Here is a 15,956-nt window from a genome sequence, read left to right as displayed (position 1 = left end):
GCCATGGCAGAACGGACAGAATGACCCAACCGGCCCCCTTCGCCGCCGACCCCGCGCGTTCGCGCGGGCGGCTCTACCCCGAGGTGATCTCGACCTTCCGCTCGCCCTTTCAGCGCGACCGCGACCGGATCATCCATTCCTCGGCCTTTCGCCGGCTCAAGCACAAGACCCAGGTCTTCATCGAGCACGAGGGTGACTATTACCGCACCCGCTTGACGCATTCGATCGAGGTCGCGCAGGTCGCCCGCACGCTGTCGGCCGCGCTGGGCCTGAACACCGACCTGGCCGAGGCCATCGCGTTGGCGCACGACCTGGGCCACACGCCCTTTGGCCATACCGGCGAGGATGCGCTGGCGGCGCTGATGGCGCCTTATGGCGGCTTTGACCACAACGCGCAGGCGCTCAGGATCGTGACCGCGCTGGAACGCCATTACGCCGATTTCGACGGGCTCAACTTGACGTGGGAGACGCTGGAAGGCATCGCCAAGCACAACGGCCCCCTGGTGAACCCGGACGGCACGCCGCGCAAGGGTCCCCTGCCGGCCGCGCTGGTCGAATACAACGCCCGCCATGACCTGTGGCTGCACACCCACGCCAGCGCCGAGGCCCAGGTCGCGGCGATTGCCGACGACGTGGCCTACAACCACCACGACCTGCACGACGGGCTGCGGTCTGGCCTGTTCACCGAACAGGACCTGATGGCGCTGCCCATCACCGGGCCCGCCTTTGCCGAGGTGGACCGCCTGTATCCCGGCCTCGACAGGATGCGGCGGCGGCACGAGGCGCTGCGCCGGGTGTTCGGCGTCATGGTCGAGGACGTGATCCTGGTCGCCCAGACCCGCCTGCAAGCGGCGCAGCCCGCCGACGCCGACGCGGTGCGCCATCTGGGCACCACGATCATCCGCTTTTCCGACCGGCTGTTCCGCGAATTGAAGGTGATCCGCCAGTTCCTGTTCACCCGCATGTATCGCGCCCCCTCGGTGGTGCGGATGCGCGCCGAGGTGACCGAGGTGGTGCGCGATCTCTTCACGCTGTTCCTGGCCGCGCCCGCGCACCTGCCCGAGGAATGGCGCGACGATGTCGCCCGCGCTGGCGACGACAGCGCGCTGGCGCGCATCGTCGCCGATTATGTCGCCGGCATGACCGACCGTTTCGCGCTGCAAGAACACGCCCGCCTGATCGAAGGAAGCACCGCATGGCCGCAGGCACCGTATCGGGACTGAACCCCATCGAGGCCTTCGCGCTGATCGGCGCGTTGGGCGTGGGCGCGCAATGGCTGGCCTGGCGCCTGCACCTGCCGGCGATCGTGCTGATGCTGGCCGCCGGGCTGTTCGTCGGCCCGGTGCTGGGCGTGCTGGACCCGGCGCGCGAATTCGGCCCGTTGCTGGCGCCGATGATCTCGGTCGCGGTCGCCATCATCCTGTTCGAAGGCGGCATGACGCTGAACATCCGGTCGGTGCTGGACGCGGCGCAGGGGGTGCGGCGGCTGGTCTATGTCGGTGCGCCGCTGGGCTGGCTGCTGTCGACGCTTGCCGTTCACTACGCGGCCGGGCTGGGCTGGGAGGCCGCGGCCGTGTTCGGCGGCATCATGATCGTGACGGGCCCCACGGTGATCGCACCGCTGCTCAGACAGGCGAGGCTGTCGCGCCGCCCCGCGGTGCTGCTGCAATGGGAGGCCATCGTCAACGATCCGATCGGGGCCCTGGCCGCGGTCCTGGCCTTTGGCATCGTGCTGGTGCGCCACGAACAGGCCAATGTCACTCTGGCCGCGCTGACCTATGCGCTGGGCATCGGCACCGCGACCTTGGTCGGCCTGATCGGCGGGCGCGCCATCGCCAGCAGTTTCCGGCGCGGCGTCGTGCCCGAATACATGAAGGTGCCGGTGCTGTTCGCCGGGGTGCTGATCGTCTTTGCCCTGGCCGACCATGTGCTGCACGAAAGCGGGTTGCTGGCGGTCACGGTGATGGGGCTGGTGATCGCCAATTCGCAATTGCCCAGCTTCGAGGAACTGCGCCGGTTCAAGGAACACGCGACGGTGCTTCTGGTCTCGGGCGTGTTCATCCTGTTGGCGGCGGGGCTGGACCCCGCGGACCTGGCCGCGCTGGATTGGCGGGCGGCGGCGTTTGTCGCCTCGGTCATCCTGGTGGCACGGCCGCTGACGGTGCTGGTCGCGCTGGCGTTCTCGACCGTTCCCTGGCGCGAGCGGGCCCTGATCGCGCTGACCGGCCCGCGCGGCGTGGTGCTGGTCGCGGTGGCGGGGCTTTTCGGGGAGCGCCTGGCCGCGCTGGGCCTTGGCGCCGGCGCGCAGATGGGCACGCTGGCCTTTGTGCTGGTCGCGGTCACGGTGGTGCTGCACGGTTTCGCGCTGGCGCCGCTGGCGCGGTTCCTGGGGCTGGTCGCGTCGGAAACGCCGGGCGTTCTGCTGGTCGGCGGGTCGCGCTTTTCGGTGGGGCTGGCCAGCGCGCTGGCCGCGCAGAAGGTGCCGGTCCTGATCAGCGACCAGAACCCGCGCCGCCTGCGCGGCGCGCGGTCCGAGGGCCTTGCGGTGTTCTACGGCGACATCCTGTCCGAGGCGGCGGAAACCTCGGTCGAGCTGGTGGGTTTCGGCACGCTTCTGGTGGCCACCGGCAACGATGCCTACAACACGCTGGTTGCGACCGACCTCGCGCCCGAGTTCGGCCGCGAGGCGGTGTATCAACTGGCCGGCGACAAGATCGACAGCCGCCGCCATGCCCTGCCGGTCGGTCTGGGCGGACAGCTTTTTGCCAGCGGGTTGACCTTTGACGACCTGGACCAGCGCATGATCGACGGCGAGCGGATCGGCGTCACCCGCCTGACCGAGGAATTCTCGCTGGCCGACTGGCGCGCGGCGCGACCGGGGGCGCTGCTGCTGGGCTGGATCGCGGCCGGTGGTGCGCTGACCATCGCAACGGCGGGGCGCACGCCGTCGAAGCTGGCGGCCGGCACGCGGCTGATCGCGCTGGGTCCGGCCCACGGCAATGCCGCACCCCCCGCAACCTCCCCGGCACCGTCCAGAGATTGACCTTCGCGCCCGCCATGATAGTGCAGGGCGCAGCAAAGGACGACGACATGAACCTGTTCACCGACATTCGCGCACTGGTCATCGACTGCCTGGGCGCCATGACCGCCGAGGGCGCGCTGCCCGAGGGTCTCGATACCGCCGCCGTCACCGTGGAGCCGCCGCGCGACGCCGCGCATGGCGACATGGCGACCAACGCGGCGATGGTGCTGGCCAAGCCCGCCGGCATGAAACCGCGCGACATCGCCGATGCGCTGGTGGCGAAACTGGCGGCCGACCCGCGGATCGCGGGCGCCGAGGTCGCGGGCCCCGGGTTCCTGAACCTGCGGCTGGTCCCCTCGGCCTGGCAGGACGTGGTCACCGCCGCGTTGACCCGGGGGCGGGATTTCGGCCGCGCCACGCTGGGCGCCGGGCAAAAGGTCAACGTCGAGTTCGTCTCGGCCAACCCGACGGGGCCGATGCATGTGGGCCACACGCGCGGCGCCGTGGTCGGGGATGCGCTGGCCTCGTTGCTGGCCTTTGCCGGCTGGGACGTAACGCGCGAATATTACATCAACGACGGCGGCGCGCAGGTGAACGTGCTGGCGCGCTCGGCCTATGAACGATACCGCGAGGCAAACGGCCTGACCCCCGAGATCCGCGAAGGGCTCTATCCCGGCGACTACCTGGTGCCGGTGGGCGAGGCGCTGAAGGCGCGCTACGGCGCCAGCCTGCTGGACCAGCCCGAAGAGGTCTGGCTGGACGATGTGCGCAATTTCGCGACCGAAGCGATGATGGCCATGATCCGGCAGGATCTGGCGATGCTGGGCGTCACGATGGACGTGTATTCGTCGGAAAAGGCGCTTTACGGCACCGGCCGGATCGAGGCCGCGATCGACACCCTGCGCGCCAAGGGCCTGATCTACGAGGGTGTTCTGGAACCGCCAAAGGGCAAGACCCCCGACGATTGGGAGCCGCGCGAACAGACGCTGTTCCGTTCGACCGCGCACGGCGACGACGTGGACCGCCCGGTGAAGAAATCGGATGGCTCGTGGACCTATTTCGCGCCCGACATCGCCTATCACTATGACAAGGTGAAGCGCGGTTTCGATCTGTTGATCGACATTCTGGGCGCCGACCACGGCGGCTATGTCAAGCGCATGAAGGCCGCCGTCTCGGCGCTGTCCGAGGGACGCGTGCCGCTGGACATCAAGCTGGTGCAACTGGTGAAGCTGTTCCAGAACGGTGAACCCTTCAAGATGTCGAAACGCTCGGGCAATTTCGTCACGCTGCGCGACGTGGTCGAGATGGTCGGCGCCGACGTGACTCGCTTCGTCATGCTGACCCGCAAGAACGACGCGACGCTGGATTTCGATTTCGACAAGGTGCTGGAACAGTCACGCGACAATCCGGTGTGGTATGTGCAATACGCGCACGCCCGTGTCGCCTCGGTTCTGCGCAAGGCGGCCGAGGCCGGGGTCGATACCTCGGACGCGGCGCTGGCACGCGCGGATCTTTCGACGCTGGATCACCCTGCCGAGCTGGCGCTGATGCGCAAGATGGGTGATTGGCCGCGCCAGGTCGAAATCGCCGCCCGCGCGAACGAACCGCACCGCATCGCCGGCTATCTGACCGAGCTGGCGGCCGACCTGCACGGCCACTGGAACAGGGGCAATGACGAGACCGCGCTGCGCTTCGTGCAGGACGATGTGGCTGTGATGACCCGCAAAATCGCTCTGGCGCGTGCCGTGGGCGTTGTTATTTCCGCAGGTCTTGCTATCCTCGGGGTGAAGCCCGTCGAGGAAATGCGCTGATCTCAGGCCAGCGACAGCGACGGGTGCGCCCGCGGATTTCCGCGGGCGGGCAGTGAATTAAGGCCAAGACCGGGAAAATCCGGCGGGTTTGTGAGGCGAGCATGGCACAGTGGCACTACGAGGCGTATCACGCCCCGCAGCCGGCGCCGGTCCAACAACGGGACCTTGGGCGTGGCGGCGTGGGGCGTCTGGTCAACCTGGCGGGGGCGGCATTGTCGATCACCCTCATGGTCGGCGTCGGCGTCTGGAGCTATCGGTTGATGGTGCGCGATGTCACGGGCGTGCCGGTGATCCGCGCGATGTCCGGCCCCATCCGCACCTCGCCCGAGGACCCGGGCGGCCGGCAGGCGGCCTATCAGGGGCTGGCGGTCAACTCCGTTGCGGCCGAGGGCGGCGCCGCGAGCGCCGCGCAGGTCATCGCGCTGGCCCCGCCTCCCGTGGAACTGACCGACGAGGACCGCTCGGCCGCGGTGCTGGCCTCGCGGGTGGGGGTCAACGCGATCGCCGCGCCGCAGCCGGTCCAGCCCGGGGCCGCGATCGGCGCGCCGCAAAGCGTCGAGATCGCCAGCATGCCAGCCCCGCAGGGCGCCTTGCAGATCGTCCCGGCGTCGTTGCCGGGGGTCGCGCGCTCGCCCGTGCCGCGCGCGCGCCCTGCCAGCGGCGCGTTCCAGGCGCCGGCGCAGGGCACACCGCAACAGATTGCCAGCGCCGCGACGACGGGCGCCGGCGGCGATCCGCAGGCCGAGGCGTTGCTTCAGGAACTGGTGACGCGACTGGGATCGCCGCGCGTGACGGAAATCGACCCGCGCTCGCTGACGCCGGGCACCCGGCTGGTGCAACTGGGCGCCTATGACGACGAACCTGCGGCCCGTGCCGCCTGGGACGCGCTGGCGGCCCGGTTCCCGGCCTATCTGGATGGCCGCGGCCGCATCGTCGAGGCCGCCTCGGCCGGGGGGCGCACCTTCTTCCGGCTGCGCGCGGCCGGCTTCTCGGACGAACCCGAGGCCCGGCGCTTCTGCTCGATCTTTCAGGCCGAGAACGTCGATTGCATCCCCGTCCTGATCCGCTGAGCCGGGGATGACCGGCGCGACCATCCTGGGCTGCGCGGGCCCGGTCCTGTCCCGCGACGAGGCCGCGTTCTTTCGTCAGGCAGACCCCTGGGGATTCATCCTGTTCCGCCGCAACGTCCTGGACGCCGCGCAGTTGCGCGCCCTGACCGGCGCGCTGCGCGACGCGGTCGGCCGGGATGCGCCGGTGTTCATGGATCAGGAGGGCGGCACCGTCCAGCGCCTGCGCCCGCCCCTGGCCCGCGACTGGCCCGACGCCTGCGCCCAGCGCGGCGACGCGGCGGCGATCCGCCTGCGACACCGGCTGATGGCGGCCGAATTGCGCGCCGTCGGCGTGGACGGAAACTGCGCGCCGGTGATCGACGTGGCGGGCCCCGACACGCACCCGTTTCTTCGGCGCCGCGTCTGGTCCGACGATCCGGCCGACGTCGCGGCCAAGGCCCGCGCGGCGGCCGAGGGGTTGCTGGCGGGCGGCGTGTTGCCGGTGCTCAAGCACCTGCCCGGGCACGGCGCCGCCAACGCCGACAGCCACCTGACCCTGCCGCGCTGCACGCAGCCGCTCGATGCGCTGGTTGCGCGCGACTTCGCCCCGGTGCGGGCGCTGGCGGACCTGCCGCTGGGCATGACCGGCCATATGGTGATCGAGGCCCTGGACCCTGAGACGCCGGCCACCCTGTCGCCCGTCGTGCTGCGCTACCTGCGCGAGACGCTGGGGTTCGGGGGGCTTCTGATGACGGATGACCTTTCGATGAACGCGCTGCCCGGCACCTTGCCCGACCGGGCCGCGCGGGCGATCGCGGCGGGTTGCGACCTGGTGCTGCACTGTTCGGGCGACCTGGCCGAGATGGAGGGCGTCGTCGCGGCCTCGGGGGCGCTGGGCGCCCCTTGGCGCGCCGAAACCGCGCTTGCGGCCCGTCGGGTGCCCGCGCCGATTGACATTGCCGCCGCCACCGCCGAACTTGATCGCCTGAGCAACCCGCAGGTGTGACGCCCCATGTCCGAGTTCGAGGAAGGCGCCGAATCCAGCGTCGCCGCCCGTCTCGAGGACGAGGCGCTGATCGTCGATGTGGACGGGTTCGAGGGGCCGCTTGACCTGCTGCTCACGCTGTCGCGGCGCCAGAAGGTGGACCTCAGGCGCATTTCGGTGCTGCAACTGTCGGAACAATACCTGCGTTTTGTCGAGGCCGCGCGCGCCCTCAGGATCGAGCTGGCGGCGGATTACCTGGTGATGGCGGCCTGGCTGGCGTTCCTGAAATCGCGCCTGTTGCTGCCGCCCGACCCCGGCGAAGAGGGCCCCTCGGCCGAGGATCTGGCCGCCCATCTGGCGTTCCAGCTTGAGCGGCTCGAGGCCATGCGCGAGGCGGCGGGGCGGCTCATGGGGCGCGACCGGCTGGGGCGCGAATTCTTTGCCCGCGGCGCGCCCGAAACCCAGGCCATCGAAAAGCGCACCCAGCATACGGCGAGCTTGCTGGACCTGATCCAGGCCTATGCGCGCATCCGCACCAAGGACGAATTCCGCCCCTATGCCTTTGACCGGACGGATATCTATCCGCTCGAAACCGCGCTCGAGCGGCTCAGGGGCATGATCGGCCACGCGGTGGACTGGTCCGACCTGGCCGGTTTCCTGCCGCCCGGGTGGCGCGCGGCCGGCGCGCGGCGGCGCTCGGCGCTGGCCTCGACCTTTGCCGCGTCCCTCGAACTGGCGAAACAGGGGCAACTGGACCTCCGCCAGTCGGAAACCTTTGCGCCGATCCGCCTGCGCCTGCGCCCGAACGAGGCCCGATGACCGACGACACCGACCCCACCGTCGCCCGCGATCCGAACGCCACCCCGGGCCTGTTCCCGGTGCCGCCCATGGGCGAGCAGGAACGCATGATCGAGGCGATACTCTTTGCCTCGGCCGAGCCGGTCTCGGCGGCGGAACTCGCCAAACGCCTGCCCGAGGGCTGCGACGTTGCCGAGGCGTTGGTGCATCTGCGCTCGCGCTATGCCGGGCGCGGGGTGCATCTGGTGCGCGTCGGCGACGGCTGGGCGATGCGCACCGCGCCGGATCTGGGGTGGCTGATGCGCACCGAGCAGGTCGAAACCCGCCGCCTGTCGCGCGCCGCGATCGAGACGCTGGCAATCGTCGCCTATCACGCCCCGGTAACCCGCGCCGAGATCGAGGAAATCCGCGGCGTGTCGCTGTCGCGCGGGACCATCGACCAGTTGATGGAGATGGGCTGGATCCGCTTTGGCCGTCGCCGCCTGACCCCGGGCCGCCCGCTGACCTTTGTGGTGACGGATGCGTTCCTCGATCACTTCGGGCTGGAAACCGCGCGCGACCTGCCGGGGCTGAAGGAACTGCGCGAAGCGGGCCTTCTGGACAGCCGCGGAATGCCCGGCGCGCCATTGCACGACGCGGACGAGGACGCCGACGCCCCCGACGGCCAGTCGGAACTGTTCGAGGACTGACCGCCACCCCGTTGCGCCCCCTTGCGCCCCCGAACCCCGAACGAGCCACGCGCCTGCGGCGGGTTTGTGCCGACCCGTTGCGATGGCCCTAGGCGGCGCCGATTGTGCGGGTAATGTCGAGCAGGCTCATCCCATGGAGGTTTGCATGAAATTTGTTCTCGTTGCTCTGGTCGTCGCGTCCACCGCTTTGGGTGGCTGCACGATGACCGCGAACGAACGCGACGCGGTTGGCGGTCTTGCCGGCGCGGCCGGCGGGCTGCTTCTGGCCAGCGCGTTCAACGCCAATCCGAACTGGACCATCGTCGCCGCGCTGGGTGGCGCTGCCGCCGGCGTCATGGTCGCGCGCAACGCCCGCACCGGCGAATGCGCCTATTCCAACGGTCGCGGCCAGTATTACACCCGGCGCTGCCGCTGACCCCCGCCAGACACCGGGGCCCGTTCGCGCGGGCCCTGGTCCGGTCGTTCAGAACAGGCTCAACTGGTCCCCGGCCCGCGGCGGCCTGCGGAACTGGCTGCAATCGAGCGGCGGCAGCGCGGCCTCGTAGGCCAGCCGTTTGCGCGCCACGCGGATGCGCGCCGCGACCATGTCGGCATAGGCGCCCTGGCCCCGGAACCGGCTGTGAAACGCCGGGTCGTTGTCCCGGCCGCCGCGCATTTCGCGCACCAGCTTCATGACCTTGGCCGCCTGTCCGGGCCGCACCCGTTCGAGCCAGTCGCGAAACAGCGCGCCGACCTCGCCGGGCAGGCGCACAAAGGCCCACCAGGCCACGCGCGCGCCCGCCGCGCGCCCGGCGGCGAGGATCGCCTCGGCCTCGTGGTCGCTGAGACCGGGCACCAGAGGGCCCATCATCAGCCGCACCGGGATCCCCGCGTCGCTGAGCGCACGGATGATCGCCAGCCGCCGTGCCGGGGCGGGCGCGCGGGGCTCCATCGCGCGGGCCAGGCCCGGGTCCAGCGTGGTCACGCTGACCCCGACCTCGACCAGCCCCCGGGCCGCCATCCCGGCCAGCAGATCGAGATCGCGCTCGACCAGGGCGCCGCGCGTGGTGATCGTCACCGGATGCTGCCAGTCGCGCAGCACCTCGAGCACGCTGCGGGTGATCCGGTGGTGCTGTTCGATGGGCTGCCAGGGATCGGTGTTCGATCCCAGCGCCAGCGGCGCGACTCGGTAGCCGGGCTTGGCCAGTTCGCGTTCGAGCACCCGCGCCGCATCCGGTCGTGCGATCAGCCGGGTTTCGAAATCCAGCCCCGGCGAAAGGCCCAGATAGGCGTGCGACGGGCGCGCATAGCAATAGATGCACCCGTGTTCGCAACCGCGATAGGGGTTGAGGGCACGGTCGAACCCCAGGTCCGGCGACTGATTCCAGGAAATCACGCTGCGCGGCCGCTCGATCGCCACCTCGCGCGTCACCAGGCGGTCGTCCTCGGGCAGGTCCCAGCCGTCATGCGCCCATTCGCGCCGCTCTGACTCAAAGCGTGGCGCCGGCTGCGCGGTCGTGCCACGGGCGCGGGCACGGAGCGTCGGATCTTTGGGGGGCAGGGGTGTCACCATGAGTCGAATGATGAACATATGATGAACATTTTTCAAGTCCGCGACGCAAACAAGACCTTGTGGTCGTCTTTCATCCGGCGCATGTCGGGAATGGATCAGTGAAACTGGCGCATCTGCCGCATTGACGAAACAAGACACGCTTTTCAGGGAACCGCGCCATGTCCGACGACGACGACATCATCCTGTCCGAACTGAACGACGAGGAACTTGTGTCGCAGATGATGGACGACCTTTACGACGGTCTCAAGGACGAGATCGAGGAAGGCGTGAACATCCTGCTGGGACGCGAGTGGACCCCTTATGACGTGCTGACCAAGGCCCTGGTCGCCGGCATGACGATCGTCGGCCACGACTTTCGCGACGGCATCCTGTTCGTGCCCGAAGTGCTGCTTGCTGCCAACGCCATGAAGGCGGGCATGGCGATCCTCAAGCCGCTTCTGGCCGAAACCGGCGCGCCGCGCATGGGCAAGATGGTGATCGGCACCGTCAAGGGCGACATCCACGACATCGGCAAGAACCTTGTCGGCATGATGATGGAAGGCGCCGGCTTCGAGGTGGTGGACCTGGGTATCAACAACCCGGTCGAAAAATACCTCGATGCGCTGGAAGCCGAGGACGCGGATATCCTGGGCATGTCGGCGCTGCTGACCACGACCATGCCCTACATGAAGGTCGTGATCGACACGCTCAAGGAAACCGGCCGGCGCGACGACATCATCGTGCTGGTGGGCGGCGCCCCCCTGAACGAGGAATTCGGCCGCGCCATTGGCGCCGACGCCTATTGCCGCGATGCCGCGGTCGCGGTGGAAACCGCAAAGATGCTGGTCGCGCGCAAGCACAACCAGGGCGCCGCGCGGGCCTGAATCGCGGCCATTCTCCGAACGCAACAGGACCCCCGGCCCGACCGGGGGTCTTTTCGTTTTCGGCCCTCGCGTTCAACGCCCCCCCCCTTTCGTCCGCCGCGCATCCCCCCTATCCTGCGCGCCGAATGAACCGGAGTATCCCATGACCGACCTGCCTTCCGCCGCCGAGATCCTCGCCGCCTGCGGCTTCGACGCCGCCACGCTGTCCGGCGGGACCCTGGCGGTGCACAGCCCCATCGACGGGGCCGAGATTGCCCGAATCGCCGAAACCCCGCTGGCCGACATGCCCGCCGTGATCGGCCGCGCCACCGCCGCCTTCGAGGCCTGGCGCCGCGTGCCCGCGCCCCGGCGCGGCGAGCTGGTGCGCCTGCTGGGCGAAGAATTGCGCGCGGCAAAAGCGGCGCTGGGCGCGCTGGTCACGCTCGAGGCCGGCAAGATCGTGTCCGAAGGGCTGGGCGAAGTGCAGGAGATGATCGACATCTGCGACTTTGCCGTGGGCCTGTCGCGCCAGCTCTACGGGCTGACCATCGCCTCGGAACGGCCGGGCCACGTGATGCGCGAAACCTGGCACCCGCTGGGCCCGGCGGCGGTCATCACGGCGTTCAACTTTCCGGTCGCGGTGTGGTCGTGGAACGCCGCGCTGGCGCTGGTCTGCGGCGATCCCGTGATCTGGAAACCGTCGGAAAAGACGCCGCTGACCGCGCTGGCCTGCGCGGCGATCTTTGCCCGCGCGGTGGCGCGCTTTGGCGACGACGCCCCCGAGGGCCTGATGCAGGTCGTCATCGGCGGCGCCGATCTGGGCGCCGCGCTGACCGCCGCGCCCGCGGTGCCGCTGGTCTCGGCCACCGGCTCGACCCGCATGGGGCGCATCGTCGGCCCGGCGGTGGCCAGCCGTTTCGGCCGGTCGATCCTGGAACTCGGCGGCAACAACGCCATGATTGTCGCGCCCTCGGCGGACCTGGAAATGGCGGTGCGCGCGATCGTCTTTTCAGCCGTGGGCACGGCCGGGCAGCGCTGCACCTCGTTGCGCCGCCTGATCGTGCACCATTCGATCCGCGACGCGCTGCTGGAGCGGCTGATCCGCGCCTATGCCAGCCTGCCCATCGGCGACCCGCGCAAGGCCACGACGCTGGTCGGGCCGCTGGTCGATGCCGCCTCGCACGAGCGGATGCAGGCGGCGCTCGACCGCGCGCGCGCGGATGGCGGTATCGTCCACGGCGGCCGCGCGGCCTCGGGCGCGCCGCAGGGCGGTGCCTATGTCGAACCGGCCATCGTCGAAATGCCCGGCCAGACCGCGGTGGTGCGCGAGGAAACCTTTGCGCCGATCCTCTATGTCATGGGCTACGAGGACTTCGACGAGGCCCTTGCGCTGCAAAACGACGTGCCACAGGGCCTGTCGTCGTGCATCTTCACGTTGAACCTGCGCGAGGCCGAGGACTTCCTGCAACGCTCGGATTGCGGGATCGCCAACGTCAACATCGGCCCCTCGGGCGCCGAGATCGGCGGCGCGTTCGGCGGCGAGAAGGAAACCGGCGGCGGTCGCGAGAGCGGTTCGGACGCCTGGAAGGGCTACATGCGCCGCGCCACGAACACCGTCAACCACTCGGCCTCGCTGCCGCTGGCGCAGGGCGTTCGTTTCGACGTCTGAGCGTGCGGACCCCGCCGGGAGGGTTTTCCACCCTCCCGGACCCTCCCGGAGGATATTTGCGGCACAAAGAAGGGCCGGATTGACAGGGCGTCGATCGGCCCCGTCCCTGGGCGTCCCATACCCCGGGGCCAGGCATTCGCGGCCCGCCACCAAGGGGGCCGCGCCCCCCTGACCGACCCTGGGTCTGGCCGCAAACGGGGTCCCTTGCGTCGCTGTCAGTCGCGGGGGCCGGGCCGTCGGCGGATAGGGTGCAGAAAATCCAACGGGGCATCTGCATGTTTCTCTCCGTCTTCGATATTTTCAAGATCGGTATCGGCCCGTCGTCGTCGCATACGATGGGGCCGATGGTGGCGGCGGCGCGCTTCCTGGACCGGCTCAGGGCGTCGCCCTTTCGGGTGCACGGTCTGCGGGCGTCGCTGCATGGCTCGCTGGCCTTTACCGGCGTCGGGCACGCAACCGATCGGGCGGTGATCCTGGGTCTGGCCGGCTTTCAGCCCGAAAGCTACGACGCCGACCGGGCCGAGACCGCGCTCGCCGCGATCCGCGCGACACGGACCGTCACGCCGCCCGATCTGCCGGTTCTGGCCTTCGATCCCGACAAGGACCTTCAGTTCGATTACGGCCCCGCGCTGGCCGGGCATGCGAACGGTCTGATCCTGATGGCGACCGATGCACAGGGCGACGTGATCGCGCAAGAGACCTATTTCTCGATCGGCGGCGGTTTCGTGGTGACCGAGGCCGAGCACGCGGCCGGTGCCGCGGCGCAGGCCGGCCCCAGGGTGCGCTATCCGTTCGAAAGCGCCGCGGCGATGCTGGACATGGCGCGCGCCTCGGGCCTGTCGATCGCCGCGATGAAGCGCGCGAACGAGTTGAGCCTGCGCGACGAGGCGGCGCTCAAGGCCGGGCTGCACCGCATCTGGGCGGTGATGAACGCCTGTATCGAGCGCGGCCTGGCCGGCGAGGGCATTCTGCCCGGCGGGTTGAAGGTGCGCCGCCGTGCCAAGGCGATCCACGATGCGCTGCTGGCCGAGCGGGGCCTGAACCTGACGGCACCGCATGTCATCAACGACTGGATGTCCACCTATGCGATGGCCGTGAACGAGGAGAACGCGGCCGGCGGGCAGGTGGTCACGGCGCCGACAAACGGTGCTGCCGGGGTGATGCCGGCGGTCATCCGCTATTGGCTGGACCATGTGCCGGGCGCCAGTCACGACCGGGTCGAGGACTTCCTGCTGACCGCAGCGGCGATCGGCGGGTTGATCAAGCACAACGCCTCGATCAGCGGGGCGGAATGCGGCTGTCAGGCCGAGGTTGGCAGCGCCGCGGCGATGGCGGCGGCGGGGCTCTGCGCGGTGCTGGGCGGCACCCCCGAGCAGGTCGAGAACGCCGCCGAAATCGCGCTGGAGCATCACCTGGGCATGACCTGCGACCCGGTGAAGGGGCTGGTGCAGGTGCCCTGCATCGAGCGCAACGGCCTGGGCGCGATCAAGGCCGTCAGTGCGGCCTCGTTGGCGTTGCGCGGCGACGGGCAGCATTTCATGCCGCTCGACAATTGCATCGAGGCGATGCGCCAGACCGGCGCCGACATGAGCGAGAAATACAAGGAAACCGCGCTGGGCGGGCTGGCGGTGAACGTGCCCAACTGCTGAGGGGCGAAGAACGTCAGACACCGGCCTGTGATCGCATTTGTCGCAGCCGGTGCGGGTCTTGCGGCGGTTTCTCGGCGGGATAGATCGGTTTCCTGTCAGCCGGGATGGCCGGGTGCCCTGGATCGGCGGCCCCCTGTGCCAGCCCAGGCACGGACCGGCGCGCGGCGGTTTTTGGGCGAAAGCGAGCGGCAGGTCGCGGACAGAGTAGACGCGTCGCGAACCGGAGTTTAGGTCCGGCGTCATGACCCTTGCAGCCTCACCTTCCAGCACCGACCGGGTGCCATTGGGCATCGTGCTGATGGTGGCCTTTTGCGCCATTGCGCCCTTGATCGACGTGGCGGCGAAATTCGCCTCGCAGTCGGTGACCGTCACGCAGGTGACGTTCTTCCGCATGGTGGTGCAGGCGCTGTTGATGGCGCCGGTGGTGGCGGTGATGCGCCAGTCGCTGCGCCTGTCGGCCAAATCGGCGGGGCTGCTCATGGCGCGCGCGCTCATGCTGATCGGTTCGACCTATGCCTTTGTCGGGGCGGTTCAGGTCATGCCGATCGCCGACGCGCTGGCGATCGTCTTCGTGGAACCCTTCATCCTGCTGGCGCTGGGCTTTCTGCTGTTCGGCGATCAGGTTGGCCCGCGCCGGATCCTGGCCTCGGTCATCGGCTTTCTGGGCGCGCTGCTGGTGATCCAGCCCAATTTCGCGATCTTCGGCGCGATTGCGCTGTATCCGCTGGCGACCGCAGGGTTCTTTGCCGTCTACATGCTGCTGACCCGCCGCATCGCGCGCGACCACCCGCCTGAATCGATGCAGTTCCACACCGCCTGGATGGGCATGGCGCTGATGGTGCCGGTGCTGGCCCTGGGTCACGGCGCCGACCTGCCCCTTTTGCAACTGAGCAATCCGCCCCTGGCTGTCTGGGGGCAGCTTGCCGGGCTGGGGCTGGCGGCCACGGTGTCGCATATCGCGATCACCTATGCGCTGCGCTACGCGCCCTCGGCCACGCTGGCCCCGCTGCACTATCTGGAGATCGTCAACGCCGCACTGTTCGGCTGGCTGTTCTTTGGTGACTGGCCCAATCCGATGAGCTGGGCGGGCATCGTCGTGATCGTCGCCTCGGGGCTCTACATCATCGCGCGTGAGCGGCATCTGGCCAGAGCGGCGCGCCGGCAAGCGCCGCCAGCAGTTCGTCCAGTTCGCTGACCGGCAGCAGCAGCAGCATCGACGGGCCATCGGGGGTCAGCACCACAGGTCCGCCGGTCGCCGCGTTCGAGGTGCCGATGCGGGCGTCCGGGGCGAAATGCAGCGGCGAGGTGGGCCAGCGCAACCCCACCGAGTCGCAGCGCATCGGCGCCGTCGGATACAGCGAGACCCGCGTGCCCCGGGGCAGCGACAGCGCCAGCCGGGGCGGGCACAGCAGGCACAGGTCGTGGCCGGTGTCCAGGATCACGCGGCGCGACGGGTTGCGCAGAAGTGTGCTCATCGCCGCCAGCGTGTGGTCCAGCCGCGCGCCGGTAAAGCCGACCGCCAGGGCAAAGGGCGCGTCGACAAACGCCAGCGCCTTGTCAAAGTCGGTTTCCTCCTGATCGGGGGTATGGCGCAGGCGGTCGGGGCCCAGCGCGGCCCGGGCCCGGGGGCTGATCGAATCGAAATCGCCGGTCGCCAGGTCTGGCAGGTGTCCCATGGCCAGCGCGGCGTCGGCGCCGCCATCCACCGCGATCAGGCGGGGCGCGCGGGCGAGGGCGCGGGTCAGGGCCTCGGCGCTGGAGGCGCCACCTCCCACCAACGTGATGCCCGGGGCTTTTGCAAAAGGGTCCGACATAGGGTTTTCTTGTCAATTGCGGCGCGGGAAGGCAAGCTGCGCCACAATCCGATCAAGAAATTACCTTGCGCGTTTC

General features: G+C 69.5%; 14 protein-coding genes. 12 read left to right on the top strand and 2 right to left on the bottom strand.

From position 1 onward, the window contains the following. Window positions 1–20 precede the first annotated feature (20 nt). The 8 genes from H6900_16390 (at window position 21) to H6900_16355 (ending at window position 8,769) form a co-directional block, all read left to right on the top strand. Window positions 21–1,223: a deoxyguanosinetriphosphate triphosphohydrolase gene (locus H6900_16390; protein ID MCC0074858.1), complete on the top strand. Its 1,203-nt coding sequence runs from the start codon at window positions 21–23 to the stop codon at window positions 1,221–1,223. After that, complete coding sequence (locus H6900_16385; GenBank protein ID MCC0074857.1) at window positions 1,196–3,043, top strand: cation:proton antiporter; 1,848 nt, start codon at window positions 1,196–1,198, stop codon at window positions 3,041–3,043. Before H6900_16390 ends, H6900_16385 begins: the two co-directional genes overlap by 28 nt. A gap of 47 nt (window positions 3,044–3,090) precedes the next feature. Continuing rightward, the gene (locus tag H6900_16380) at window positions 3,091–4,833 is read left to right on the top strand and encodes an arginine--tRNA ligase (GenBank protein MCC0074856.1); all 1,743 of its coding nucleotides are present in this window, start codon (window positions 3,091–3,093) and stop codon (window positions 4,831–4,833) included. 101 nt (window positions 4,834–4,934) lie between these two features. Then, a complete protein-coding gene (locus tag H6900_16375) occupies window positions 4,935–5,903 on the top strand; it encodes an SPOR domain-containing protein (protein ID MCC0074855.1) in 969 nt (322 codons plus the stop codon). A gap of 7 nt (window positions 5,904–5,910) precedes the next feature. Beyond that, entirely contained in the window at window positions 5,911–6,888 is a 978-nt protein-coding gene (locus tag H6900_16370) for a glycoside hydrolase family 3 protein (GenBank protein ID MCC0074854.1), read from the top strand. Between the two features lie 6 nt (window positions 6,889–6,894). Continuing rightward, on the top strand, window positions 6,895–7,686 hold the full coding sequence (locus tag H6900_16365) for a segregation/condensation protein A (GenBank protein MCC0074853.1): 792 nt from the start codon (window positions 6,895–6,897) through the stop codon (window positions 7,684–7,686). Further along, on the top strand, window positions 7,683–8,354 hold the full coding sequence (scpB, locus tag H6900_16360) for an SMC-Scp complex subunit ScpB (protein MCC0074852.1): 672 nt from the start codon (window positions 7,683–7,685) through the stop codon (window positions 8,352–8,354). Before H6900_16365 ends, scpB begins: the two co-directional genes overlap by 4 nt. Before the next feature lie 145 nt (window positions 8,355–8,499). Continuing rightward, window positions 8,500–8,769, top strand: a complete 270-nt coding sequence (locus H6900_16355; protein ID MCC0074851.1) for a glucose-6-phosphate isomerase — start codon at window positions 8,500–8,502, stop codon at window positions 8,767–8,769. A gap of 48 nt (window positions 8,770–8,817) precedes the next feature. Here the strand turns inward: H6900_16355 and H6900_16350 are convergent, their stop codons facing one another. Then, window positions 8,818–9,906, bottom strand: a complete 1,089-nt coding sequence (locus tag H6900_16350; GenBank protein ID MCC0074850.1) for a PA0069 family radical SAM protein — start codon at window positions 9,904–9,906, stop codon at window positions 8,818–8,820. A gap of 158 nt (window positions 9,907–10,064) precedes the next feature. Here H6900_16350 and H6900_16345 point away from each other — a divergent pair, with 158 nt between their 5' ends. From H6900_16345 to H6900_16330, 4 genes are all read left to right on the top strand, one after another. Next, window positions 10,065–10,769 carry a cobalamin B12-binding domain-containing protein gene (locus H6900_16345; protein ID MCC0074849.1) on the top strand — a complete coding sequence of 235 codons (705 nt, stop codon included), beginning with the start codon at window positions 10,065–10,067 and terminating at the stop codon, window positions 10,767–10,769. Between the two features lie 142 nt (window positions 10,770–10,911). Next, the gene (locus H6900_16340; GenBank protein ID MCC0074848.1) at window positions 10,912–12,417 is read left to right on the top strand and encodes an aldehyde dehydrogenase family protein; all 1,506 of its coding nucleotides are present in this window, start codon (window positions 10,912–10,914) and stop codon (window positions 12,415–12,417) included. A 275-nt stretch (window positions 12,418–12,692) separates the two neighbouring features. Beyond that, the gene (locus tag H6900_16335; protein MCC0074847.1) at window positions 12,693–14,066 is read left to right on the top strand and encodes an L-serine ammonia-lyase; all 1,374 of its coding nucleotides are present in this window, start codon (window positions 12,693–12,695) and stop codon (window positions 14,064–14,066) included. 298 nt (window positions 14,067–14,364) lie between these two features. Beyond that, window positions 14,365–15,261 (top strand): EamA family transporter, encoded by an 897-nt coding sequence (locus tag H6900_16330; GenBank protein ID MCC0074846.1) that lies wholly within the window; start codon window positions 14,365–14,367, stop codon window positions 15,259–15,261. On the opposite strand, the gene H6900_16325 is transcribed toward H6900_16330, so the two are convergent. Further along, the gene (locus H6900_16325; protein MCC0074845.1) at window positions 15,188–15,880 is read right to left on the bottom strand and encodes a thiamine diphosphokinase; all 693 of its coding nucleotides are present in this window, start codon (window positions 15,878–15,880) and stop codon (window positions 15,188–15,190) included. The two genes, H6900_16330 and H6900_16325, sit on opposite strands and share 74 nt — an antisense overlap. Window positions 15,881–15,956: the final 76 nt, after the last annotated feature.

Origin of the sequence: Rhodobacter sp., from assembly GCA_020637515.1 — a bacterium.
GTDB lineage: Bacteria > Pseudomonadota > Alphaproteobacteria > Rhodobacterales > Rhodobacteraceae > Pararhodobacter.
This window is presented reverse-complemented; position numbering and strand designations above follow the sequence as displayed.